Annotated in this window: 27 protein-coding genes and 1 riboswitch; of the genes, 21 read left to right on the top strand and 6 right to left on the bottom strand. The window is 46.8% G+C overall.

Annotated elements, in window-relative coordinates; translation table 11 throughout:
* Nucleotides 1-49 precede the first annotated feature (49 nt).
* Nucleotides 50-937, top strand: coding sequence for a LysR family transcriptional regulator (locus JNUCC21_RS17245; RefSeq protein WP_031378373.1), 888 nt, complete (start codon nt 50-52; stop codon nt 935-937).
* 113 nt (nt 938-1,050) lie between these two features.
* Here JNUCC21_RS17245 and JNUCC21_RS17240 read toward each other — a convergent pair whose 3' ends face one another.
* The 4 genes from JNUCC21_RS17240 to JNUCC21_RS17225 form a co-directional block, all read right to left on the bottom strand.
* Nucleotides 1,051-2,646: an MDR family MFS transporter gene (locus JNUCC21_RS17240; RefSeq protein WP_007410079.1), complete on the bottom strand. Its 1,596-nt coding sequence runs from the start codon at nt 2,644-2,646 to the stop codon at nt 1,051-1,053.
* A gap of 20 nt (nt 2,647-2,666) precedes the next feature.
* Complete coding sequence (locus JNUCC21_RS17235) at nt 2,667-3,128, bottom strand: MarR family winged helix-turn-helix transcriptional regulator (protein ID WP_015418172.1); 462 nt, start codon at nt 3,126-3,128, stop codon at nt 2,667-2,669.
* Nucleotides 3,129-3,266: 138 nt separating this feature from the next.
* Nucleotides 3,267-3,599 carry a spore coat protein gene (locus JNUCC21_RS17230; protein ID WP_007613617.1) on the bottom strand — a complete coding sequence of 111 codons (333 nt, stop codon included), beginning with the start codon at nt 3,597-3,599 and terminating at the stop codon, nt 3,267-3,269.
* An 11-nt stretch (nt 3,600-3,610) separates the two neighbouring features.
* Nucleotides 3,611-3,868 (bottom strand): hypothetical protein, encoded by a 258-nt coding sequence (locus tag JNUCC21_RS17225; protein ID WP_150941397.1) that lies wholly within the window; start codon nt 3,866-3,868, stop codon nt 3,611-3,613.
* Between the two features lie 88 nt (nt 3,869-3,956).
* Here JNUCC21_RS17225 and JNUCC21_RS17220 point away from each other — a divergent pair, with 88 nt between their 5' ends.
* Nucleotides 3,957-4,865: a proline dehydrogenase family protein gene (locus JNUCC21_RS17220; protein WP_080130059.1), complete on the top strand. Its 909-nt coding sequence runs from the start codon at nt 3,957-3,959 to the stop codon at nt 4,863-4,865.
* A gap of 29 nt (nt 4,866-4,894) precedes the next feature.
* On the opposite strand, the gene JNUCC21_RS17215 is transcribed toward JNUCC21_RS17220, so the two are convergent.
* A complete protein-coding gene (locus tag JNUCC21_RS17215) occupies nt 4,895-5,035 on the bottom strand; it encodes a YuzL family protein (RefSeq protein WP_003151836.1) in 141 nt (46 codons plus the stop codon).
* A 190-nt stretch (nt 5,036-5,225) separates the two neighbouring features.
* Between JNUCC21_RS17215 and JNUCC21_RS17210 the strand changes: the two genes are divergently transcribed.
* From JNUCC21_RS17210 to sufB, 19 genes are all read left to right on the top strand, one after another.
* Nucleotides 5,226-7,595 carry a 3-hydroxyacyl-CoA dehydrogenase NAD-binding domain-containing protein gene (locus JNUCC21_RS17210; protein WP_369878357.1) on the top strand — a complete coding sequence of 790 codons (2,370 nt, stop codon included), beginning with the start codon at nt 5,226-5,228 and terminating at the stop codon, nt 7,593-7,595.
* A gap of 10 nt (nt 7,596-7,605) precedes the next feature.
* A complete protein-coding gene (locus JNUCC21_RS17205) occupies nt 7,606-8,781 on the top strand; it encodes an acetyl-CoA C-acetyltransferase (protein WP_003151841.1) in 1,176 nt (391 codons plus the stop codon).
* An 18-nt stretch (nt 8,782-8,799) separates the two neighbouring features.
* Nucleotides 8,800-10,584: an acyl-CoA dehydrogenase family protein gene (locus tag JNUCC21_RS17200; RefSeq protein WP_021494004.1), complete on the top strand. Its 1,785-nt coding sequence runs from the start codon at nt 8,800-8,802 to the stop codon at nt 10,582-10,584.
* A gap of 113 nt (nt 10,585-10,697) precedes the next feature.
* A complete protein-coding gene (locus JNUCC21_RS17195) occupies nt 10,698-11,054 on the top strand; it encodes an arsenate reductase family protein (protein ID WP_003151843.1) in 357 nt (118 codons plus the stop codon).
* A gap of 59 nt (nt 11,055-11,113) precedes the next feature.
* Nucleotides 11,114-11,497, top strand: coding sequence for a glycine cleavage system protein GcvH (gcvH, locus tag JNUCC21_RS17190; protein WP_003151844.1), 384 nt, complete (start codon nt 11,114-11,116; stop codon nt 11,495-11,497).
* A 54-nt stretch (nt 11,498-11,551) separates the two neighbouring features.
* Nucleotides 11,552-11,788: a YusG family protein gene (locus tag JNUCC21_RS17185; RefSeq protein ID WP_003151845.1), complete on the top strand. Its 237-nt coding sequence runs from the start codon at nt 11,552-11,554 to the stop codon at nt 11,786-11,788.
* 69 nt (nt 11,789-11,857) lie between these two features.
* Nucleotides 11,858-12,223, top strand: coding sequence for a toprim domain-containing protein (locus JNUCC21_RS17180; protein WP_032869737.1), 366 nt, complete (start codon nt 11,858-11,860; stop codon nt 12,221-12,223).
* A gap of 2 nt (nt 12,224-12,225) precedes the next feature.
* Nucleotides 12,226-12,546 (top strand): thioredoxin family protein, encoded by a 321-nt coding sequence (locus JNUCC21_RS17175; protein ID WP_003151847.1) that lies wholly within the window; start codon nt 12,226-12,228, stop codon nt 12,544-12,546.
* Nucleotides 12,547-12,642: 96 nt separating this feature from the next.
* Nucleotides 12,643-12,993 carry an SCP2 sterol-binding domain-containing protein gene (locus tag JNUCC21_RS17170; protein ID WP_007410085.1) on the top strand — a complete coding sequence of 117 codons (351 nt, stop codon included), beginning with the start codon at nt 12,643-12,645 and terminating at the stop codon, nt 12,991-12,993.
* A 110-nt stretch (nt 12,994-13,103) separates the two neighbouring features.
* A riboswitch (SAM riboswitch) is annotated at nt 13,104-13,210 on the top strand.
* A 105-nt stretch (nt 13,211-13,315) separates the two neighbouring features.
* Nucleotides 13,316-14,341 (top strand): methionine ABC transporter ATP-binding protein MetN, encoded by a 1,026-nt coding sequence (gene metN, locus JNUCC21_RS17165; protein WP_003151850.1) that lies wholly within the window; start codon nt 13,316-13,318, stop codon nt 14,339-14,341.
* Nucleotides 14,334-15,002: a methionine ABC transporter permease gene (locus JNUCC21_RS17160; protein WP_012118383.1), complete on the top strand. Its 669-nt coding sequence runs from the start codon at nt 14,334-14,336 to the stop codon at nt 15,000-15,002. The genes metN and JNUCC21_RS17160 overlap by 8 nt, the downstream gene beginning before the upstream one ends.
* Nucleotides 15,003-15,015: 13 nt before the next feature.
* Nucleotides 15,016-15,831: a methionine ABC transporter substrate-binding lipoprotein MetQ gene (gene metQ, locus JNUCC21_RS17155; protein ID WP_012118382.1), complete on the top strand. Its 816-nt coding sequence runs from the start codon at nt 15,016-15,018 to the stop codon at nt 15,829-15,831.
* Nucleotides 15,832-15,924: 93 nt separating this feature from the next.
* The gene (locus JNUCC21_RS17150) at nt 15,925-16,302 is read left to right on the top strand and encodes a carboxymuconolactone decarboxylase family protein (protein WP_369878835.1); all 378 of its coding nucleotides are present in this window, start codon (nt 15,925-15,927) and stop codon (nt 16,300-16,302) included.
* Nucleotides 16,303-16,494: 192 nt separating this feature from the next.
* Nucleotides 16,495-16,647, top strand: coding sequence for a hypothetical protein (locus tag JNUCC21_RS17145; protein WP_003151857.1), 153 nt, complete (start codon nt 16,495-16,497; stop codon nt 16,645-16,647).
* A 176-nt stretch (nt 16,648-16,823) separates the two neighbouring features.
* Complete coding sequence (gene sufC / locus JNUCC21_RS17140; RefSeq protein ID WP_003151872.1) at nt 16,824-17,609, top strand: Fe-S cluster assembly ATPase SufC; 786 nt, start codon at nt 16,824-16,826, stop codon at nt 17,607-17,609.
* 17 nt (nt 17,610-17,626) lie between these two features.
* A complete protein-coding gene (gene sufD, locus JNUCC21_RS17135) occupies nt 17,627-18,940 on the top strand; it encodes a Fe-S cluster assembly protein SufD (RefSeq protein ID WP_076424492.1) in 1,314 nt (437 codons plus the stop codon).
* On the top strand, nt 18,940-20,160 hold the full coding sequence (sufS, locus tag JNUCC21_RS17130) for a cysteine desulfurase SufS (protein ID WP_007410089.1): 1,221 nt from the start codon (nt 18,940-18,942) through the stop codon (nt 20,158-20,160). Before sufD ends, sufS begins: the two co-directional genes overlap by 1 nt.
* Nucleotides 20,150-20,593, top strand: a complete 444-nt coding sequence (gene sufU / locus JNUCC21_RS17125) for a Fe-S cluster assembly sulfur transfer protein SufU (RefSeq protein ID WP_003151877.1) — start codon at nt 20,150-20,152, stop codon at nt 20,591-20,593. Before sufS ends, sufU begins: the two co-directional genes overlap by 11 nt.
* A gap of 19 nt (nt 20,594-20,612) precedes the next feature.
* Nucleotides 20,613-22,010 (top strand): Fe-S cluster assembly protein SufB, encoded by a 1,398-nt coding sequence (gene sufB / locus JNUCC21_RS17120; RefSeq protein WP_007410090.1) that lies wholly within the window; start codon nt 20,613-20,615, stop codon nt 22,008-22,010.
* A gap of 35 nt (nt 22,011-22,045) precedes the next feature.
* Here sufB and csn read toward each other — a convergent pair whose 3' ends face one another.
* Nucleotides 22,046-22,882 carry a chitosanase gene (csn, locus tag JNUCC21_RS17115; RefSeq protein ID WP_003151879.1) on the bottom strand — a complete coding sequence of 279 codons (837 nt, stop codon included), beginning with the start codon at nt 22,880-22,882 and terminating at the stop codon, nt 22,046-22,048.
* Between the last annotated feature and the right edge of the window lie 35 nt (nt 22,883-22,917).

Genomic DNA, 22,917 nt, shown 5'->3' with positions numbered 1-22,917 from the left:
AAGGTATATATATATATATTTATTGAAATAAATGAGGGGGTGCAGACAGATGGAATTGCTGCAGCTAAAATACTTTCAGACAGTTGCCTATACTGAACATATTTCTAAAGCGGCAGAACAATTAAAGATTGCCCAGCCTTCTTTAAGTCTCACTATAAAAAGACTTGAGAATGAACTGGGAACAACCTTGTTTGAGAGAAAAGGCAGAAATATTAAGCTGAGTTCAGCAGGGAAAATTCTTTTAAAACATGTAAACAGGATTTTTACTGAGATTGAAAATGCACAAACGGAAATTCAATTGGAGGAACATCAAATTTCTGACACCATCAGAATATCTATTTCCAATCCAAGATTCCTTGCAGGACTGATGAGTGAATATATCAACCGCTCCCCTCAATCAAAAATTCTCCAAGCAATCGGAGTTAAAAGCGAGATCATAACAAGTTTAAAAAAAGGGGACATTGATTTAGGAATAACAGGTCATCCGATTCAAGATGAAGAGATAGAGAGTTGGGTGCTGGTAAATGAAGATATTGTTCTGGCTTTGCCCTCAAACCACCGATTTACGGGTAAAACAGAAATTTCTTTACGCCTTGTCGCCGATGAACCATTTATTACCCTTGCTAATAATGAAGAGTATAGCGGTTTTACAGCCTCGCTTTGTGAGAAAGCCGGTTTCACCCCAAATATTGCGTTTGAGGCAGATTCTCATTTACTGGTCGAGATTATAAAGCTGGATCAAGGTGTTGCGTTGCTTCCTATTTCAGTTTGCAGAACATTGGGGCTGAATTTTATAAAAGTGACTGATCACTCTGCTTCATATCCAGTCGGCTTATCTTGGATGAGACATAAGCTGTTATCTTCTTCGGTAAGAAATTTTCGTGACTTTATTATGTCGTACTATAAAGATAACTATGAAATGTTTAAGGTTTATTAAAGGATTCCATCACTATTTTTTGAATTTTTACCCCCCATTTCCAATGAGGCGGAAGACTGGTCATTCCCAGATGATATAAAAAAATCCCGCGGCATCCGCGGGATTTTTCTTTGTTAAACGGCTTTCGCCTTTTCTTCTTGTTTGCCTGTTTTTTTGTTAGTCAGTTTAATTGATTTAACAAACAGTGTGAGGATCAATCCGGCAGCGATAAAGGCCAGGCCTGTGAAAAACACGCTGTGAAGCGAATCCATCAGTGACGTTTTCAAAACCGGCACGATATGGGAAGAAAATGCGGCCGGAATCTGCTTAATCGATTCCTGGCTGAACAAGGATTGAAGCAGCCCTTCAGGATTCTTGTCAATCATACCTTTAAACTGGGCGGCAAAGGCACTTGCCTGTTTCGGGAGTGAGTCTAAGTAAGGCACCAGTCTGTCGGTTAAAAGGCTTCCTGATCTGGCATTCATGACAGCGCCGAGCACCGTAATGCCGAACGTTCCCCCGATCATCCGGAAAAATTGGCTTGAAGAGGTCACAACACCCAGCTCTTCTTTTGAAAACGTTTCTTGCAGAGCGAGCGTGAGAAGCGGCATGACGAGCCCCATTCCCAGACCGATCACGGCCATATAGCATGTAGCCGCGAGCTTGCTTGTATCCAGCTGCAAGGTCGTTAATAAGAAGAAGCCGACGGCCATGATCAGCATGCCGATCATGATTTGCGGTTTAATACCGATCTTATAAACCAGCTGGCCTCCGATAATACTTGTGATAATCATAGATACCATCATCGGCGTCATAATCGTGCCGGACGCGGTGGCGCTGACTCCGATAATTCCCTGCATAAAGAAAGGAACGAACGTAACGGCGCCGAACATGCCGATACTCATGAAAAAGCCGATCAGATTCAGTACGGTAAACGTTCTGTTTTTAAACAGGTACATCGGCAGAATCGGTTCTTTTGCTTTGATTTCAGCGAAAATGAATCCGACAATCCCGGCAAGTGCAAGCGCAAAGAGACCGAGAATCTGCCAAGAGCCCCATGCGTAATCCTTTCCTCCGAAGCTGAGCGCGAGGAGGAGGCTGACGATTCCGACGATCATTGTGAAAATGCCGGCGATGTCAAAGTTAATCGGCCCGGTCTGTTTTCTGCCTTGAAGTCCTCTTGCGATAAAGATCACGGCTAAAATTCCGACAGGCAGGTTGATATAGAAAACCCATTTCCAATTTAATGAGTCAACAATCCATCCTCCGATTTGCGGGCCGATCACGGAAGCAAGCCCGTAAATTGCCCCGAAAAGCCCTTGGAACTTGGCACGCTGTTTCCCTGTGAACAAATCCCCGATGACGATCATAGCCATCGGCATCATGACACCGCCGCCGATTCCCTGAAGTCCGCGGAAAATAATCAGTTCCGTCATGTTGCTGGCCATTCCGCACAGTGCGGAAGCTCCCATAAAAATCAATAAACCTGATACATAGACGACGCGGCGCCCCAATAAATCTGCAAGTTTCCCCGCAATCGGAACGATCGTCGTCGAAGTTAAAAGATATGCCGTGGTCAGCCACGTCATCATGCTTAATCCCCCGAGGTCACCCACGATTTTAGGAATCGCCGTTCCTACGATGGTGCCGTCAAGGGCTGAGAAAAACATGGCGATGATTAAGCCGGTTATTAATAATGTGCGTTTTGGATCTTTCTTTTCAATGCTCATGTTTCGGCAGCTCCTCTTTTCTATTCGTTTTCTTTTTGCTCAGCCGCGTATTTCTCGGCGGCTTCCGCTACTTTGCGGATGATGTTCACGGACTGAATCAGTTCATCGTCAGTCAGAACGGATAGGTTTCGCGCCAGTATCGCTTTCCGTCCTTCCACAACATCTTCGAATTTTGTTTCGCCTTTTTTGGTGAGGCTGATGTCGATGACGCGTCTGTCCTGCTGGTTATGTTTGCGGACGATAAGTCCTTTTTGTTCGAGGCGGTCGGCCATCAGCGTCACTGCGCTCGGCTTTACCTCCATGCGTTCTGCAATTTCGGAAACTTTGCAGCTCCCGTGTTTTTTCAGGCTGGCTAAAACAAATAATTGGGCAGGCGTCACCTCGTGTTTTGCCATGCTTTCCACCATTTCAGGCTGTATGTTTTGCAGCAGCGTCTGAAGAGATTTCTGGATGTCAGACACATATTGATCCGCGTTTTTCATAACTCCTCCTCATCTTGTTCCTTGAGAAAATAATTAACATTAGTTAAATATAAATAAGGATTAATGACAAGTCAATCTTTTTGTGCAAAAATAAAAAAAGGATTGATGCTTGTCGAAAACATCAAATCCTTCTTCGTTTTACTGCTGGTAGGGAGACTGCTGCTGAATAGTCTGCTGGAACTTCTGATACGATTGCTGAAGCTTTTGGGTATCGGCTGCTTCAATGGAATACCAGCCATTTTGAAACATCACATCGTATAATCTTCTTTGCGCTTTTTGTGACTCATCGAAAATCGCCTGAATATCTTGATAAAGAGACTCGTGGCTGAACTCGTGCAGGGCTGTGCAATATGAAGCCGTGATGTATTTTTCCGTCGTCAGCAGCTCATTCACCAAGTCTCTGTCATTCATTTGCGCCGTATTGGGCACGGGCGTCTGCGGATTCGTGATTTTTTGATTTTGCTGTTCCATGTATTGTCCTCCTATTGCATATAGCTTGTTGTTGTCTGCCCGCCTTGATCGGGGTTCAAGCGGCCCAATATGTGCTGATAATGCTTCTGATGCATCCGGCCGATTTGATCAAGCTCTTGTTTTAACGTCTGATTCTGGCAGTGTTCCGCCATAAAATGCGCTTTTTTCATGGCAAGCAGATTCCAGTTCAGCATGTCCTCAAGATACAAATGGTCTTTCGTTGAGATGACGGCAGGCGGCAAGTTTCCGTTCTGCTCTTGGTTGTTCATATAAACGCCTCCTTCAATTCTGTTCTTTTTAGCTTTCTCTGCGATCGGAAATTCATACACGAATAAAAGAAAAGGAGGGAGTTCATCTTTGCTGCGGAGCATATGTTTATTTTTGTCGAAAAATAAAATGCTTACAAAATTCGCCCAGGCTTACGGAATCCGCTTCGGCGCGGGAAGGTTCGTTGCAGGGGAAACACTCACGGAAGCTGTGAAAACGGTAAAGCGGCTGAACCAAAAAGGGCTGTCGGCTTCGATTGATTATCTAGGTGAATATGCGGGGTCAGAGAAGGATGCGAGAAGGACGGCGGAAGAATGTAAAAAAGCAATCAGGGCGATTGCCGAGAATCAACTGGATTGTGAGCTGTCGCTGAAATTAACATCCATCGGTCTGGATATTTCCGAGAAGCTCGCGGAACAGCATGTCAGAGACATATTGACGGAGGCAAAAGAACGCTGCGTGCCTGTAACGATTGATATGGAGGACTATTCAAGATGCGGCCGTACACTTGAGCTGTATAAGCGGTGCAAGCCGGATTTCCCGATGCTCGGCACCGTCATTCAGGCTTATTTGTACCGCGCAGCTGAAGACATCAGCGGTCTGATGCCATACAAGCCGAGGCTAAGGCTTGTAAAAGGCGCTTATAAAGAATCGGCGGCCGTTGCATTCCCTGATAAAAAAGCAACCGATCTTCATTTTCAGCAGCTGATTAAGCTGCAGCTTTTGAGCGGCCATGAAACGGCGGTGGCGACACATGATGATGACATCATTTCTTATACGAAAACACTCATCAGCGAACATCAGATTCCCCGGGAGCAGTTTGAATTCCAAATGCTGTACGGCATCAGAACGGAGCGCCAGAAGGAGCTTGCCGAAGAAGGATACAGGATGAGGGTGTATGTCCCGTACGGAACCGATTGGTACGGGTACCTGATGAGAAGAATTGCCGAGCGCCCGGCAAATGCGGCATTTGTGCTGAAAGGGATCTTCAAAAAATAACGGCTGCTCCAAAAAGCAGCCGCAGCATGTTATTCCATGTTGTCTTTTTTATATTGCTGATTTTGGCTCGTCCGTTTGCCGCCGCCGTATTTTTGTTTCGGTCCCGCATTTCCTTTCATGCTGGCCGCGCTCACTGCGGCAGAAGACGGATCTTTTCTCCCTCGCACCATTCCCTTCACCTCCGGGTTTAAGTTTCCCGCCCGCGCCATGGAACATGCGGAAGCAGAAAAATTTAAAAAAATTCCATATTTGCTATTGAAGTCATCCTGAAAATCTTTTAAGATGAAAGAAGAAAAGGGTTTCATTTTTTTTGCCGAAAAAATGAATGACTATTCATTCAAAGTTCAAGGGGGATGACTCATGCACAAGTTTATAAAGAAAGCAGCCGTTCTCGGATCAGGCGTCATGGGGTCCGGAATTGCCGCGCACTTGGCTAACATCGGAATTCCCGTCCTGCTGCTTGATATTGTGCCAAACGAGCTGACAAAGGATGAGATGAAAAAAGGGCTGACATTAGAAAGCCCGGATGTCCGCAGCAGACTGAGCCGATCGGCCATGCAAAAGCTGCTGAAGCAAAAACCGGCGCCGCTGACTTCGGCTGCCAATCTCGACTATATAACGGCGGGGAATTTGGAGGATGACGCAGCTCAATTGAAGGATGCTGATTGGATTATTGAAGTCGTCGTCGAAAATCTTGACGTAAAAAAACAGATTTTCTCACTCGTTGATGAATACCGGAAACCGGGAAGCATCGTGTCGAGCAATACGTCCGGTATCTCCGTCACAAAAATGGCGGAAGGCCGATCTGCCGATTTTAAGGCTCATTTCTTAGGAACCCATTTCTTTAATCCGGCCCGCTACTTGAAGCTTCTGGAAATCATTCCGATTCAGGAAACAGATCCTGACGTGCTGGAGTTTATGACTTCATTTGCAGAAAACACGCTTGGGAAAGGGGTCGTCATCGCAAAAGACACGCCAAACTTTATCGCCAACCGCATCGGTACGTACGGCCTGCTGGTCACGGTAAGAGAAATGCTTTCTTCCGGCTGCCGCATCGGCGAGGTGGACACGGTGACCGGACCTTTGATCGGCAGACCGAAAAGCGCGACCTTCAGAACCCTTGACGTTGTGGGGCTTGATACTTTCGCTCATGTGGCAAAAAACGTATATGATAAAGCCGACGGCGCTGAAAAAGACATGTTTAAGCTTCCTGAATTTATGAATGACATGCTGAAAAACAATTGGCTGGGCAGCAAATCAAGCCAAGGTTTTTACAAAAAAGAAGGTAAAACAATATATGAACTCGATCCGCTGACCATGACATACGGTGAGCGCTCGAAAATGAAGACACCTGCGTTAGAAGCCGCCAAACAGGCAAAGGGTGCCAAAGGCAAAATGAAAGCGCTTATATACTCTGATGACCGCGCCGGACGCCTGCTTTGGAATATCACATCGCAAACACTTTTATACTCAGCCCGGCTTTTAGGTGAGATCGCTGATGATATCAAAGCAATTGACGACGCCATGAAATGGGGCTTCGGATGGGAGCTCGGACCGTTTGAGATGTGGGATGCCATTGGTGTCAGAAAATCAGCGGAGCGGCTCGAAGAAGAAGGCGCAGCACTCCCCGGCTGGGTGAAAGAAATGCTTGATCAGGGTCATGAAACATTTTATATGAAGGAAAACGGAACACAATTTTATTATTCAGACGGCCAATACAGGGCTGTGAAAGAAAATCCGAAACGGATCAGCCTGCAGACGTTAAAAGAAACAAAAGGCGTTATCACTAAAAACAGCGGTGCAAGTCTGATTGATCTCGGCGATGATGTCGCGCTGCTGGAATTTCATACGAAAAGCAACGCGATCGGCTTAGACATTATTCAGATGATTGACAATGCGCTTGAGGAAACGGAGCGGAATTATAAAGGTCTTGTCATCGGTAACCAAGGCAGACATTTCTGCGCGGGGGCAAACCTTGCGATGATTTTGATGGAAGCTCAGGATGATAACTTCATGGAAGTCGATTTTGTCATCCGCCGTTTTCAGCAGACGATGCTGAACATCAAATACAGCGCTAAACCCGTTGTCGCGGCGCCATTCGGGATGACACTCGGCGGCGGCACGGAAGTCTGTCTCCCGGCGGCACGCGTTCAGGCGGCGAGCGAATCGTATATGGGTCTTGTTGAAACCGGCGTCGGCCTTATTCCGGGCGGCGGAGGAAACAAAGAGCTGTACATGAATTATTTGGACGGCGGAAGTGAACTGATGGACGCGGCGATTAAAACCTTCGAAACAATCGCGCTTGCCAAAGTGTCCGGTTCGGGACACGAAGCCCGTGATATGAAGATTTTGTCCGCGGCAGACCGTATCAGCATGAATCAGGATCACCTGCTGCACGATGCGAAACAGCTGGCTGCTTCCTTATATGACAGCGGATACCGCCCGCCTGCCCGCAAAAAAGTGAAAGTCACCGGAGAAACCGGATGTGCGGCATTACTGCTCGGAGCAGACCAAATGAGACGGTCGGGTTATTTATCCGATCACGATATGAAGATTGCGAAGAAGCTGGCCCATGTCATTGCCGGCGGAAGAGTCCCGTTCGGCACGGAGGTTTCAGAAGAATATTTACTCGAGATTGAAAGAGAAGCCTTTTTAAGCCTCGCTGGCGAGGCGAAATCTCAAGCGAGAATGCAGCATATGCTCGTCAAAGGCAAACCTTTACGGAACTAGGAGGGTGTTTATGAGAGAAGCAGTCATTGTGGCCGGTGCGAGAACTCCGGTCGGTAAAGCGAAAAAAGGATCGCTTGCAGCCGTTCGTCCTGATGATTTAGGCGCGCTTTGTGTAAAAGAAACGCTGAAACGGGCAGGCGGATATGAAGGAAATATCGATGACTTAATTATCGGATGTGCAACACCTGAAGCCGAACAAGGATTAAATATGGCGCGGAATATCGGTGCGCTGGCGGGGCTTCCTCATACGGTGCCGGCCATTACGGTGAACCGCTACTGCTCTTCCGGGCTCCAATCCATCGCTTACGGTGCTGAAAAAATCATGATCGGCGCGGGTGACACCGTCATTGCGGGCGGTGCGGAATCCATGTCGCAAGTTCCGATGATGGGGCATGTGACCCGCCCGAATATCGCTTTGGCGGAGCATGCGCCTGAGTATTACATGAGCATGGGGCACACAGCGGAGCAGGTAGCCGAAACGTACGGCGTATCCAGAGAAGACCAGGATGCATTTGCCGTCCGCAGCCATCAGAATGCCGCAAAAGCCCTTAAAGAAGGGAAATTCAATGACGAAATCGTGCCGGTTGAAGTATCGCTGACAGAAGTCGGTGATGACCATAAGCCGCGGAAAAAACAATTTACCTTTTCTCAAGATGAAGGCGTTCGTCCCGGCACATCGGCTGACGTCTTGGCGAAGCTCCGTCCGGCTTTTTCTAAAACGGGAACCGTGACGGCCGGGAACTCTTCACAAACAAGTGACGGCGCGGCGGCTGTCATGCTGATGGATCGCGAAAAAGCTTCGTCGCTCGGATTGGCGCCGCTTGTCAAATTCCGTTCCTTTGCCGTAGGCGGCGTTCCGCCTGAGGTAATGGGGATCGGTCCGATTGAAGCCATCCCGCGGGCGCTCAAGCTTGCCGGACTCGAATTACAGGATATCGGGCTTTTTGAATTGAATGAGGCCTTTGCTTCACAGGCCATTCAAGTCATCAGATCGCTTGGGATAGATGAAGAAAAGGTGAACGTCAACGGAGGCGCCATCGCGCTCGGACATCCGCTCGGATGCACGGGAACGAAGCTGACCCTGTCACTCATTCATGAAATGAAACGGAGAAACGAGCAATTCGGCGTGGTGACGATGTGCATCGGAGGCGGCATGGGAGCTGCCGGCGTATTTGAACTCATTTAAAAAAAGGGGGAAACGAACATGAAACAGGAAACGGTCAACGTCAAAAAAGGCGGCAGCTTTCTGATTGAAGAGACGGGATATGATCAAATATTCACTCCGGAGGACTTTACAGACGAACACAAAATGATCGGCAAAACGACAGAAGACTATGTCGTAAACGATGTGCTTCCTTATATCGATGAAATTGAAAACCATCAGTTCGAGCATTCGGTCAGACTGCTGAAAAAAGCCGGAGATCTCGGCCTCCTCGGAGCAGACGTGCCTGAAGAGTACGGCGGAATCGGTCTGGATAAAATCAGTTCAGCCTTCATTACGGAAAAGTTTTCACGTGCCGGCAGCTTTTCGCTGTCTTACGGCGCTCACGTCGGGATCGGCTCATTGCCGATCGTGTTCTTCGGAACGGAAGAACAGAAAAAAAACTATTTGCCGGACTTGGCTTCAGGACAAAGAATCGCGGCATACGCCTTAACTGAGCCCGGTTCAGGTTCAGATGCCCTCGGCGCGAAAACCACGGCTGTTTTGAATGAAGCGGGCACACACTATATTCTTAACGGAGAAAAGCAATGGATTACAAACTCCGCCTTTGCAGATGTCTTTGTCGTCTACGCTAAAGTGGACGGAGATAAGTTTTCTGCATTTATCGTAGAAAAGAACTATCCGGGCGTGTCAACGGGACCGGAAGAGAAAAAAATGGGGATTAAGGGTTCATCGACAAGAACGCTGATTTTAGATCAGGCGGAAGTCCCAAAAGAAAACCTTCTCGGCGAAATCGGAAAAGGCCATGTCATCGCTTTTAATATCCTGAATATCGGGCGCTACAAGCTTGCCGTCGGCACAATCGGCGCTTCAAAACGGGTGATTGAGCTGTCTGCCGCTTATGCAAACCAGCGCCGGCAATTTAAAACGCCGATCTCAAGCTTCACGCTTACTCAGGAAAAGCTTGCGACGATGTCAGCTCGGCTTTACGCGATGGAGAGCTCTGTATACAGAACAGTGGGCTTATTCGAAGATAATATGAGCAGACTGACGGAAGAGGAGCAAAAAGACGGACGCGAAGTCGCGAAGTCAATCGCCGAGTACGCGATTGAATGCTCGCTCAACAAAATGTGCGGTTCTGAAACGCTTGATTATATTGCCGACGAAGGCGTTCAAATTCACGGCGGTTACGGATTTATGCAGGAATATGAAGTGGAGCGCGCTTATCGCGACTCAAGAATCAACAGAATTTTTGAAGGCACAAATGAAATCAACCGCCTGATCGTAACGAGCACGTTCCTGAAAAAAGCCGTAAAAGGTCAGCTGCCGCTCTTTGAAAAAGCAAAAGCGCTCCAAGAAGAACTCATGATGCTGATGCCTGAAGAGCCGGGATCAGAACCTCTTGAACAGGAAAAATACATTGTCAGACAGGCGAAAAAGATCGCCCTCTTGACAGCGGGTCTCGCGGCGCAGAAATACGGCAAAGAGATCGAAGGCGAGCAGGAAATCATGGTGAACATTGCCGATATTGTCAGCGCGCTGTACGCTTTGGAATCAGCCGTCCTCAGAACGGAAAAAGCAATTGCGGCAGACGGTGCCGAAAAAGCCGCGCAGAAGCTGTTATATACGGAAATCTTTGCCCAGGAAGCCCTTCAGAACATTGAAGCGCACGCCAAAGAATCACTGATCGCCATGGAGGAAGGAGATTCCCTCCGGATGATGCTTTCCGTGCTGCGCAAACTGACGCGCCTGACGCCGAAAAACCTCATTCAGAAAAAACGTGAAGCGGCAGCCGCCGTCTTCCGTGAAGAAAAATATACGGTCTGATCACATGCTGAAAGCGCTCCTTCATCAGGGGCGCTTTTTCATGAAGCAACGTTATAGGTTTTTACAAGTGATTGTGTTAAAATAACGACGATCATTTACAAGGGGTGAAGAAGATGTCGTTAAATTTTTACTGGTACCCTAAATGCGGAACGTGCCGTAATGCGAAAAAATGGCTGGAAGACCGCGGTAAGGAAATAAACGAAATACATATCGCGGAGGAAACTCCGTCGAAAGAAGAAATTAAAGACCTCTATGAAAAGAGCGGTCTTGAGCTCAAAAAGTTTTTCAACACGAGCGGAATGAAATACCGCGAGCTGAACTTAAAGGAAAAACTGTACCATATGTCAGAGGATGAACAGCTCGAACTCCTGGCATCAGACGGTATGCTCCTGAAACGCCCGATTACGACAGACGGCGAAAAAGTCACTGTCGGCTTTAAAGAAGACCAATTCGAAAAATATTGGATGTAATGCCAGGTTCAAAGAATTATGGTATCTTCTTATTATAAGAAAAAAATGGAGGGATTTAGATGAGCACACCGAAAGATATGCGTTATTCCAAAGAGCACGAATGGGTCAAAGTTGAGGACGGAAAAGCCCGCATCGGGATTACACATTTCGCGCAAGCCGAACTTGGCGACATCGTCTTTGTCGAGCTTCCGGAAGTCGGCGCCGAAATTAAAGCGGACGAGCCATTCGGCAGCGTGGAATCCGTCAAAACCGTTTCCGAACTGTACGCACCGATTAACGGAACGGTGACGGAAGTGAACGAAGACCTTGATGACAGTCCTGAATTCGTAAACGAGTCTCCGTATGAAAAAGCGTGGATGATCGTCGTGGAACCGGCTGATGCTGAAGAAATCGAAAACCTCATGACTTCCGAGCAATATGACGAAATGACACAGGAAGACTGATCGGATAGCAAAGGGGCCATTTGGACATTCTATCTGTAACGGGAGGTGTCTAAAATGGCTTTTGATAAACAAAAGGTCGATGTGACGGAGAACGTTACGGGCCGCTTTCAAAACGGCCGGTTTTCCTTATTTCATGAAAATGAAGCCATCGGCGAGATGACAGGCATGGACCAGTACGAGCTCAAACAGGGCTTTTCATTTGAAAATCAAAAATTTTATAAAACAGCCGATGTCATAAACGGCAGCGATCCGAAATATGTCGATTGCGATTATGAGAATGGCTGGTGTTAACAGTTGGCGGTGAATTTCACTGCCTTCTTTTTCAATCTGACGCTAAAACAATCGGCAGGTGACGCGCTTATGTACAACGGAGATGAAAAGGTCATTATCGTAGAAGGAAAATCTGATAAAATCAAAGTCAGGGAAGTGCTCATCGAACCCGCGGAAATCATCTGTACAAACGGGACGATCGGCCAAACCGAACTGGAAGATTTGGCGGACCGCCTGTTTGACAGAGACGTCTATATTTTAACGGACGCAGATGACTCCGGAGAAAAATTAAGAAAACAGCTGAAACGGGAGCTTCCCGAAGCGCGCCATATTTATATAGACAGAACATACAGGCAAGTCGAGTCGTGCCCGGGCCATCATCTCGCATCTGTGCTGATCAGAGCCGGCTTTGATGCTGACACTGTATTTTTGAAAAAGAACGACCTGAGGTGGTAATCATGAAAGAACTCCAAGAAAATGAACTCGAATCGATTCAGGATGACGTTTATCTCCTGTATTTGTACACCCCGTTTTGCGGCACATGCCAGCTGGCGTCCAAAATGCTTACTGTCGTCGAAGAAATGCTGCCCGGCGCCGCCTTCTATAAAAACAACGTGAATTATTCCCCCGCATTCGCCAAAGCCTATCAGATTGAAAGCGTTCCGTGCTTTTTGCTGTTTAAAGGCGGAGAGCTTGTTGAGAAAGGATACGCCTTCCGCTCCGTTTCCTATTTATATGAGCTGATTAAACAAAAAACATCGCAAACGTTCCCGATGTGACAATATTTACAGGAAAATGTCGTGCGGTTTATAAAGGGTTCTGTCCGTTAAAAAGAGAAAGTGTATGTATGGCCATTAAAACGGGAGGTTATACGAGTGGAGAAAATAGAAGTTTCAGAGAATGACGGACAGCATCTGTTTTTGAAACCGCTATTAAACGCCTCAACGCTGCTGATTACATTCCAAGGAGAAACAGAAGCCTTAACGGTCTCAATTAACGGACAGGGAGAAATGAGAAAAACGTCGGTTTCAAAGGAAAAATCTAATTTGACCTTTTACGGAAACCAGACGGAAATCATCCATCTCCTGCATGGTGATGTCTCTTTGCAAAAGCTTATCCAAAGCGGAAAACTCAAAGTGAAAGGATCATTCAGAGCTCTGCTGAAGCTGGAGGCCATCCTCTGGCTGACAAACGGATTTTTTCAGGCGATCAGTAAACGGCCGTAACTGCCAATCTACTATGTGACAATAGCTTCCAATATTTATTTTATTGACTTTTTATCATTCGCCGTGCTATTCTACAGTAAGAATTTCCGGACGAAAATACGATATGTTTTCTCTTATCAAGAGAGGTGGAGGGAAGTGCCCTATGAAGCCCGGCAACCATCAACAATGTTGAAATGGTGCCAATTCACTCGAAGCGGTCTGCTTTGAAAGATGAGAGAAAGGCCTTTTTCAATAAGCCTTTCTGCTCATTTTTGCAGAAAGGCTTTTCTTTTGCGGAGAAACCCGGAAGATTTCTTAGAATAGTGTAAGGCGGGTGATTGCTTTGATCCATCTTCAAAATGTTTCAAAAATTTACAAAGCGAAGCATGGGGATGTCAATGCTGTCCAAGATGTCACTCTTGATATCAAAAAGGGCGAAATATTTGGAATTATAGGATATAGCGGAGCTGGTAAAAGTTCCTTAATCCGTCTCCTGAACGGCCTTGAAAAGCCGACGTCGGGAACCGTGGAAGTCGCGGGGACGGAATTAAATAAAGTAAGCAGCCGCGGGCTGAGAAAAGCGCGCCAGGAAATCAGCATGATCTTCCAGCATTTTAACCTTCTGTGGTCGCGCACCGTTCGGGAGAACATTATGTTCCCGCTGGAAATCGCCGGCGTGAAAAAAAGCGAACGGGTCCGCCGCGCTGATGAATTGATTAAACTGGTCGGATTAGAGGGGAAAGAAAAATCTTATCCGTCGCAGCTGAGCGGCGGTCAAAAGCAGCGTGTCGGCATCGCCCGGGCGCTCGCCAATAATCCGAAAGTCCTTCTGTGCGATGAAGCGACATCAGCGCTTGATCCGCAGACGACCGATTCAATTTTGGATCTTTTATCCGATATAAATGACAGACTCGGCCTGACGATCGTGCTCATTACCCATGAAATGCACGTCATCCGAAAAATCTGCAACAGAGTCGCCGTCATGGAAAACGGGAAAGTCGTTGAAGAAGGCGAAGTACTCCAAGTTTTCAGAAACCCGCGCGAACCGATGACCAAGCGTTTCGTTCAGCAGGTGACAGAACCGGAGGAGACGAAAGAAACCATCCAGCATTTTCTGCAGGAAACAGCTACAGGAAAAACGATTCAGCTTTCATTTGTCGGGCAGGCCGCCGAGCAGCCACTCATTACGGAAATGATCCGAAACTTTGATGTGGACGTCAATATTCTGCAGGGGAAAATTTCACAGACGAAGGACGGAGCCTACGGTTCTTTATTCATTCATATTGACGGTCAGGAAAAAGAAGTAGAAAACGTGATCCGGTTCATCAAAGACAAACAGGTAGAAGCAGAGGTGATCACAAATGTTTGAAAAATGGTTCCCGAACGTTGATATAACCGAGCTGTGGACGGCCACATACGAGACCCTTTATATGACGGTCATCGCATTAGTTTTTTCATTTGTCATTGGAGCGATTCTCGGTCTTCTGCTCTTTTTAACGGGCAAGGGAAGCTTATGGGAAAATAAAATCATTAACACCGTGATTGCGGCGGTCGTTAATATTTTCAGGTCTATTCCGTTTCTTATTTTAATTATTCTGCTTCTCGGCTTCACTAAGATTTTGGTCGGATCGATTTTAGGACCGAACGCCGCATTGCCGGCGCTGATTATCGGCTCCGCGCCGTTTTACGCCCGTCTTGCGGAAATTGCGCTCCGGGAAGTCGATAAAGGAGTCATCGAAGCTGCCAGATCAATGGGAGCAAAGACATCGACGATTATCTTCAAAGTGCTGATTCCTGAATCAATGCCTGCTTTAATTTCAGGCATCACCGTTACAGCCATCGCCCTGATCGGATCTACCGCCATTGCCGGCGCCATCGGTTCAGGCGGACTCGGAAACCTTGCATATGTAGAAGGCTACCAGTCCAATAATACGGATGTAACGTTTGTAGCGACAGTATTTATACTCATCATCGTCTTTATCATTCAGATTATCGGTGATGTGATTACAAATATAATAGACAAAAGATAAGGGAGGATTTACATTGAAAAAGATTGTATTAAGTGCGCTGCTGCTTGTGTTCGCGGGAGTTTTGGCCGCCTGCGGATCAAACGGCTCAAATAAAAAGGAAATCGTCGTCGCCGCGACAAAAACACCGCATGCTGAAATCTTAAAAGAAGCGGAACCGCTCTTGAAGGAAAAAGGCTACACATTAAAAGTAAAAGTGCTGAACGATTACAAAATGTACAACAAAGCGTTAGCTGATAATGAAGTGGATGCGAACTACTTCCAGCACGTTCCTTACCTTGAACAGGAAATGAAAGAAAATAAAGATTACAAACTCGTGAATGCCGGAGCCGTTCACCTTGAGCCATTCGGAATTTACACGAAAAAATACAAATCACTGAAAGACCTGCCTAAAGGCGCGACCATCATCATGACTAACAATGTCGCTGAACAAGGCCGTATGCTGGCGATGCTTGAAAAAGCCGGACTGATCACACTTGATCCGAAGGTAAAAACGATTGAAGCCACTACGAAAAACATTACGAAAAACCCGAAAAACCTGACATTCAAAAAAATCGCCCCTGAATTAACGGCGAAAGCATATAATGAAGAAGAAGGCGATGCAGTCTTCATTAACGTCAACTATGCGATTCAAAACAAACTGAATCCGTTAAAAGATGCGATTCAAGTGGAATCAACGAAAAACAACCCGTACGCAAACATCATCGCCGTACGCAAAGGTGACGAAAAATCAGAGAAAATCAAAGCGCTTATGGAAGTGCTTCACTCTAAGAAAATCAAAGACTTTATTGAGAAAAAATACGACGGAGCCGTGCTTCCCGTATCTGAATAAAGCAAAAACCCCGGATGAATCATCCGGGGTTTTTTTCGGGTATTAATCGGAGAACTGTCCATAATAAAAGGGAAGGTTAACTTATTGGAGGGAATGGCAGTGGCTCAATACCAGGATAACGGCAAAAGCGTGCATGACGCGTTAAAACAATACAAAGAAGGTTTAGGCATATTTGAACAAAAAATGCCGATGATGGGGCGGAAGTTTAATGAATTTACTGAACAGTGTTTCTCAGCGGATTCATTAACTGAAAAAGAGAAACAATTAATCGCTCTGGGTATCAGCATCAGCGCTCAAGATGAATTTTGCATGATTTATCATACGAAGGGCTCCCTTGACCAAGGGGCCACAGAAGAAAACATCCTTGAGGTCATCAGCGTCGCGGCGGCATTCGGGGGCGGCGCGGCTCTCAGTCAGGGAGTGACCCTCGTGCAGCAGTGCATTCAGGAATTCGGACATACGACGCATTAGAATGAGCAATCGTGTGAATACCGTTTTTCAGATAAAGTGAGCGCCGGTTTCCGGCACATTCGAAAGGATTCAGGGGCACACTCTCTTTGGCCGGAGCAGGGGATCATTGTTACAATAGAAACAAATATATGAAGGGATTGATTCATTATCTGCACCAGCCACGAGAGACTGGACCTTGACTATACGCCTGAAATGGAAAAAGCGATGCAGAAGTCACACGGCATCGGCTACGAGGAATACGGACGGCGTCTTTCAAAAAGGATGGAAGTCGAACGGCAGAGGGAGCTTGAATATCAAAAAAGCAAGTTCCTCGCAGCGCAGCTTAATGAGAAAATCGGTCAGTAAAAAAGGGTGGATTTCCGCCCTTTTTCTGTTTCAAACAGCTTTAATTACGCCTTGATCTTTGATAAACTTTAGGAATGTTCCGGGTAATATAAAAAGTTGTATTTACTTTTCATTTGTTATAAAATTAGAATGAGAATAAATTGAGAATAATGATTATATATTTTGGAGGTATAGATATGGCTGCTTCAACATTAACGATCAAGGATCTTCACGTTGAAATCGAAGGAAAAGAGATCTTAAAAGGTGTAAACCTTGAAATAAAAGGCGGCGAATTCCACGCTGTCATGGGGCCGAACGGTACCGGTAAATCCACGCTTTCAGCAGCGATTATGGGACACCCGAAATACGAAGTTACAAAAGGCAGCATCACGCTTGACGGCAAGGATGTACTGGAAATGGAAGTGGACGAGCGCGCTCAGGCGGGTCTTTTCCTGGCGATGCAGTACCCAAGCGAAATCAGCGGTGTGACAAATGCCGATTTCCTTCGCTCTGCGATTAACGCACGCCGTGAAGAAGGCGATGAAATTTCTCTTATGAAATTCATCCGCAAAATGGACGAAAACATGGAGTTCCTTGAAATGGACCCTGAAATGGCGCAGCGTTACCTGAACGAAGGTTTCTCAGGCGGGGAGAAAAAACGCAACGAAATCCTTCAGCTTATGATGATCGAGCCGAAAATCGCCATTCTTGACGAGATCGATTCAGGTCTTGATATCGATGCGCTTAAAGTCGTTTCTAAAGGAATCAACAAAATGCGCAGCGAAAACTTCGGCTGCTTAATGATCACTCACTACCAGCGCCTCCTGAACTACATCACGCCTGATGTCGTTCACGTTATGATGCAGGGACGCGTAGTGAAATCCGGCGGCGCGGAGCTTGCACAGCGCCTTGAAGCGGAAGGTTATGACTGGATTAAACAAGAACTAGGCATTGAAGACGAAACTGTAGGCCAAGAAGCGTAAGCGTTAGGGGGATAATCATGACATTGGAAACGAAACTATCCGTAGATCAGGAATATGTCAAAGGCTTTTCCGAAAAGCATCAAGAACCTGCCTGGCTGAAAAACCTGCGCTTACAGGCTCTTGAAAAAGCTGACGATCTGCCGCTGCCTAAGCCTGATAAAACAAAAATCACAAATTGGAACTTTACAAAGTTCAACAAGCATACAGTAGAAAATGCGCCGCTTGCTTCTTTAGAAGATTTAGCTGATGAAGCAAAAGCGCTGATCGATATCGAAAACGAAGACAAAACGTTATACGTGCAGCGTGACCAAACGCCCGCTTTCCTTTCTCTTTCTAAAGAACTGAAAGACAAAGGCGTCATCTTTACGGACATCTTAACGGCTGCCCGTGAGCACAGCGACCTCGTTGAGAAGTATTTCATGAAAGACGGCGTTAAGGTCGACGAACATAAACTGACTGCGCTTCATGCAGCATTAATGAACGGCGGGGCATTCCTTTATGTTCCTAAAAACGTTCAGGTGGAGACGCCTGTTCAGGCCGTTTACGTTCATGAAAGCAATGACACGGCATTGTTCAACCACGTGCTGATCGTCGCTGAAGGCCACAGCTCCGTCACTTACGTTGAGAACTACATCAGCACGGTGAACCCGAAAGAAGCGGTATTCAACATTATCAGTGAAGTGGTCACAGGTGATAATGCCAGCGTGACGTACGGTGCCGTTGACAACCTGTCAGCAGGTGTCACAACATACGTCAACCGCCGCGGAGCCGCGCGCGGACGCGACAGCAGAATCGAGTGGGCGCTCGGACTGATGAACGACGGCGACACGATTTCTGAAAATACGACAAACCTCTACGGAGACGGCACATACGGCGATACGAAAACCGTAGTTGTCGGAAGAGGAGAACAGACGGAAAACTTTACGACGCAGATCATCCACTTCGGTAAGGCTTCTGAAGGCTATATCCTGAAGCACGGAGTCATGAAAGATGCCGCATCTTCCATCTTTAACGGAATCGGCAAAATCGAGCACGGCGCGTCTAAAGCAAACGCTGAACAGGAATCCCGCGTTCTGATGCTGAGTGAAAAAGCACGCGGAGATGCAAACCCGATTCTTTTAATTGATGAAGACGATGTAACTGCAGGACATGCGGCATCTGTCGGCCGTGTGGACCCGATCCAGCTTTACTACTTAATGAGCCGCGGAATTCCGAAAGAAGAAGCGGAGCGCTTAGTCATTTACGGATTCCTTGCTCCGGTGGTAAAAGAGCTTCCGATTGAAGGAGTTAAGAAACAGCTCGTCTCCGTCATCGAAAGGAAAGTAAAATAATGAATATCACCGATATTCGTGAACAGTTCCCGATCCTTCATCAGCAAGTGAACGGACATGACCTCGTGTACCTTGACAGCGCGGCGACTTCCCAGAAGCCGCGTGCTGTCATTGAAGCAGTGGATCAGTATTACAGCAAATACAATTCCAATGTCCACAGAGGCGTTCATACTCTTGGCACGAGAGCGACAGACGGCTATGAAGGTGCGCGTGAAAAAGTCCGTAAGTTTATCAATGCGAAATCAATGGCTGAGGTCATTTTCACAAAAGGCACGACAACTTCACTGAATATGGTGGCGCTAAGCTATGCCCGCGCCAGCTTAAAACCCGGTGATGAAGTGGTCATCACCCAAATGGAGCATCATGCGAATATCATTCCGTGGCAGCAGGCTGTAAAAGCAACCGGCGCGACTTTAAAGTATATCCCGATGCAGGAAGACGGCACGCTTTCGTTAGATGACGTCCGGCAGACTGTCACAAGCCATACGAAGATCGTGGCAGTCGCTCATGTGTCAAACGTGCTGGGCACGATCAACCCGATTAAAGAGATCGCCAAAATCGCTCATGACAATGGCGCGGTCATCGTGGTGGACGGGGCGCAAAGCACACCGCACATGAAAATCGACGTTCAGGACTTGGATTGCGACTTCTTCGCGCTTTCTTCCCATAAAATGTGCGGCCCGACGGGAATCGGCGTGCTGTACGGCAAGAAAGAACTGCTTGAGAATATGGAGCCGGCCGAATTTGGCGGCGAAATGATCGACTTTGTAGGGCTTTATGAATCAACTTGGAAAGAGCTTCCGTGGAAATTTGAAGCAGGCACACCGATTATCGCAGGCGCGATCGGATTGGGAGCCGCGATTGATTTTCTTGAAGAGATCGGACTCGACGAGATTTCCCGGCATGAGCATAAGCTTGCAGCCTATGCGCTTGACCGTTTCGAGCAGCTAGACGGCGTGACGGTATACGGTCCGAAAGAGCGGGCGGGACTTGTGACATTTAATCTTGATGAGGTTCACCCTCATGATGTCGCGACTGTCCTCGATGCTGAGGGCATTGCGGTCAGAGCCGGCCATCATTGCGCCCAGCCGCTCATGAAATGGCTGGATGTATCTGCTACTGCGAGAGCGAGTTTTTATCTGTATAATACAGAGGAAGAGATCGATAAGCTCGCGGAAGCCCTCCAAAAGACAAAGGAGTACTTTACAAATGTCTTTTAATGCAAATTTAGATACATTATACAGACAAGTGATCATGGATCATTACAAAAATCCGCGCAACAAAGGGGTTTTGGATGACAGCATCGTCGTCGATATGAACAACCCGACTTGCGGCGACCGGATCAGACTGACAATGAAGCTTGACGGCGATACCGTTCAGGAAGCGAAGTTTGAAGGAGAAGGCTGTTCTATCTCCATGGCTTCAGCTTCCATGATGACGCAGGCGATTAAAGGAAAAGATATTGATACCGCCCTTTCCATGTCTAAGATTTTCTCAGACATGATGCAAGGGAAAGAGTATGACGACTCGATAGATCTCGGGGATATTGAAGCTCTTCAAGGCGTTTCGAAATTCCCGGCCCGGATTAAATGTGCCACCCTTTCATGGAAAGCACTTGAAAAAGGAGTCGCTGGCGAAAAAGGCGGCAATTAAAAGATTGGAGTGAAAATGGATGGCTAAAAAAATGCCTGAAATTGGTGAATACAAGTACGGTTTTCACGATAAGGACGTTTCCATTTTCCGTTCAGAGCGCGGATTGACAAAAGAAATCGTAGAAGAAATTTCACGCATGAAAGAAGAGCCTCAATGGATGCTTGATTTCCGCCTGAAATCTCTTGAGCATTTCTACAACATGCCGATGCCGCAGTGGGGCGGGGATTTAAACTCTTTAAACTTTGACGAAATTACGTATTACGTAAAGCCGTCTGAGCGTTCAGAGCGTTCTTGGGATGAAGTGCCTGAGGAAATTAAACAGACATTCGACAAACTCGGTATTCCTGAAGCTGAGCAAAAATACCTTGCCGGTGTTTCTGCACAGTACGAATCCGAAGTTGTTTACCACAATATGAAAGAAGATCTTGAAGAGCAAGGCATCGTCTTCAAAGACACAGACAGCGCGCTGAAAGAAAATGAAGACATTTTCCGCGAGCACTGGGCGAAAGTCATTCCGCCGACTGATAACAAGTTTGCGGCGCTGAACTCAGCTGTTTGGTCCGGCGGATCTTTCATCTACGTGCCTAAAGGCGTGAAGGTTGAAACACCGCTTCAAGCTTACTTCCGCATCAACTCCGAAAACATGGGTCAGTTCGAACGTACGCTGATCATCGTTGACGAAGAAGCAAGCGTTCATTACGTAGAGGGCTGTACGGCTCCTGTGTACACAACAAACTCGCTTCACAGCGCAGTTGTTGAAATCATTGTCAAAAAAGGCGGCTACTGCCGTTATACAACAATTCAAAACTGGGCGAACAACGTTTACAACCTAGTAACGAAACGTACGGTTTGTGAAGAAAACGCGACGATGGAATGGGTTGACGGAAACATCGGTTCTAAATTGACGATGAAATATCCGGCTGTCATTCTGAAAGGTGAAGGCGCACGCGGCATGACGCTTTCTATCGCTCTTGCGGGTAAAGGACAGCATCAGGACGCAGGCGCGAAAATGATTCACCTTGCACCGAATACGTCATCCACAATCGTATCAAAATCGATTTCCAAACAGGGCGGAAAAGTAACATACCGCGGTATCGTCCACTTCGGACGAAAAGCGGACGGCGCCCGTTCAAACATCGAGTGTGATACGCTCATTATGGATAACAAATCAACTTCTGATACAATCCCTTACAATGAAATCCTGAACGACAACATTTCATTGGAGCACGAAGCGAAAGTATCAAAAGTTTCTGAAGAACAGCTTTTCTACTTGATGAGCCGCGGTATTTCTGAAGAAGAAGCAACAGAAATGATCGTTATGGGCTTCATCGAGCCGTTCACAAAAGAACTTCCGATGGAATACGCAGTTGAAATGAACCGTTTGATTAAGTTCGAAATGGAAGGCTCCATCGGTTAATAGTAAAACCCCGCCATATGGCGGGGTTTTTTTGTTTATTGAATAGTGAAATTTCCGTATTCGCTTGACCGGACATGAATCGGGCCGTTTAAATTGTAGTTCTTCTCTTTGACAATATCGCGGAAAACGTCGACACGGGCAACCGATTCTCTCCATTCGTCCTGGGTGTCCTCATCTGACGGATTCATCAGATCGTCATAGCGCACATCCAAGAATTTATTGAGCCATTTCTTCTCGTCAGTACCGTCTTTCGGTGACCCGCCCATTTTTTTGTTCGTGCGTTTAATCAGGGCATAAAAGGAGTCTGGATCATCGCCGTCGCCATGCTGAATCACCGTATCGTACATCACTGCTTTTGCCAAGGCCGTTTTCAGTCCGGCATTTTCTGAACGTTTCATCGCCGGCTGATAATACAAGCTGTCATTTACCTTATCTTGGGCAGCGCGGAAGGCTTTATCATTGCCAAGTGAGCGCCAGGCAGAAGCGAATCCTTTCAGATTGCTGATGTCATCGCTTTCGTCCTTCGCAAGACGTCGCAATTCAGGCAAATACTTTTTCAATTTGTTATTTGGCACCGCTTTCGTGTATACTTCGACTACTTCCAGCGCATCTCCGGTAGCCGTCGTAAAGCCGGCCCGCCCGCAAGTGTAACCTCTTCCGTCATCCAACGCTTCAACATATCCGTATTGGATTTCCGTCTTTCCGTTTTCAAAAATGCTGGTCAGCTGTTCCGCCCGGCGCTTCTGATCCTTATTCAGCCCGGCCGCAAAAACCGTACCGCTCATCATCAGGGTAAAAAACATGGTGAAAATAAGTGACGAAACCGCCGTCTTCTTCCAAAAACCTGCTTTTTTCTTCAAGCTGATTTTCATTGCCATACCCCTTTCATATGTAAGTTACGCACTCA

It is taken from the genome of Bacillus sp. JNUCC-21 (assembly GCF_041222765.1).
Taxonomy (GTDB): Bacteria; Bacillota; Bacilli; order Bacillales; family Bacillaceae; genus Bacillus; species Bacillus velezensis.
The sequence above is the reverse complement of the archived record's forward strand: the minus strand, read 5'-3'. Positions and strand labels throughout refer to the sequence as shown.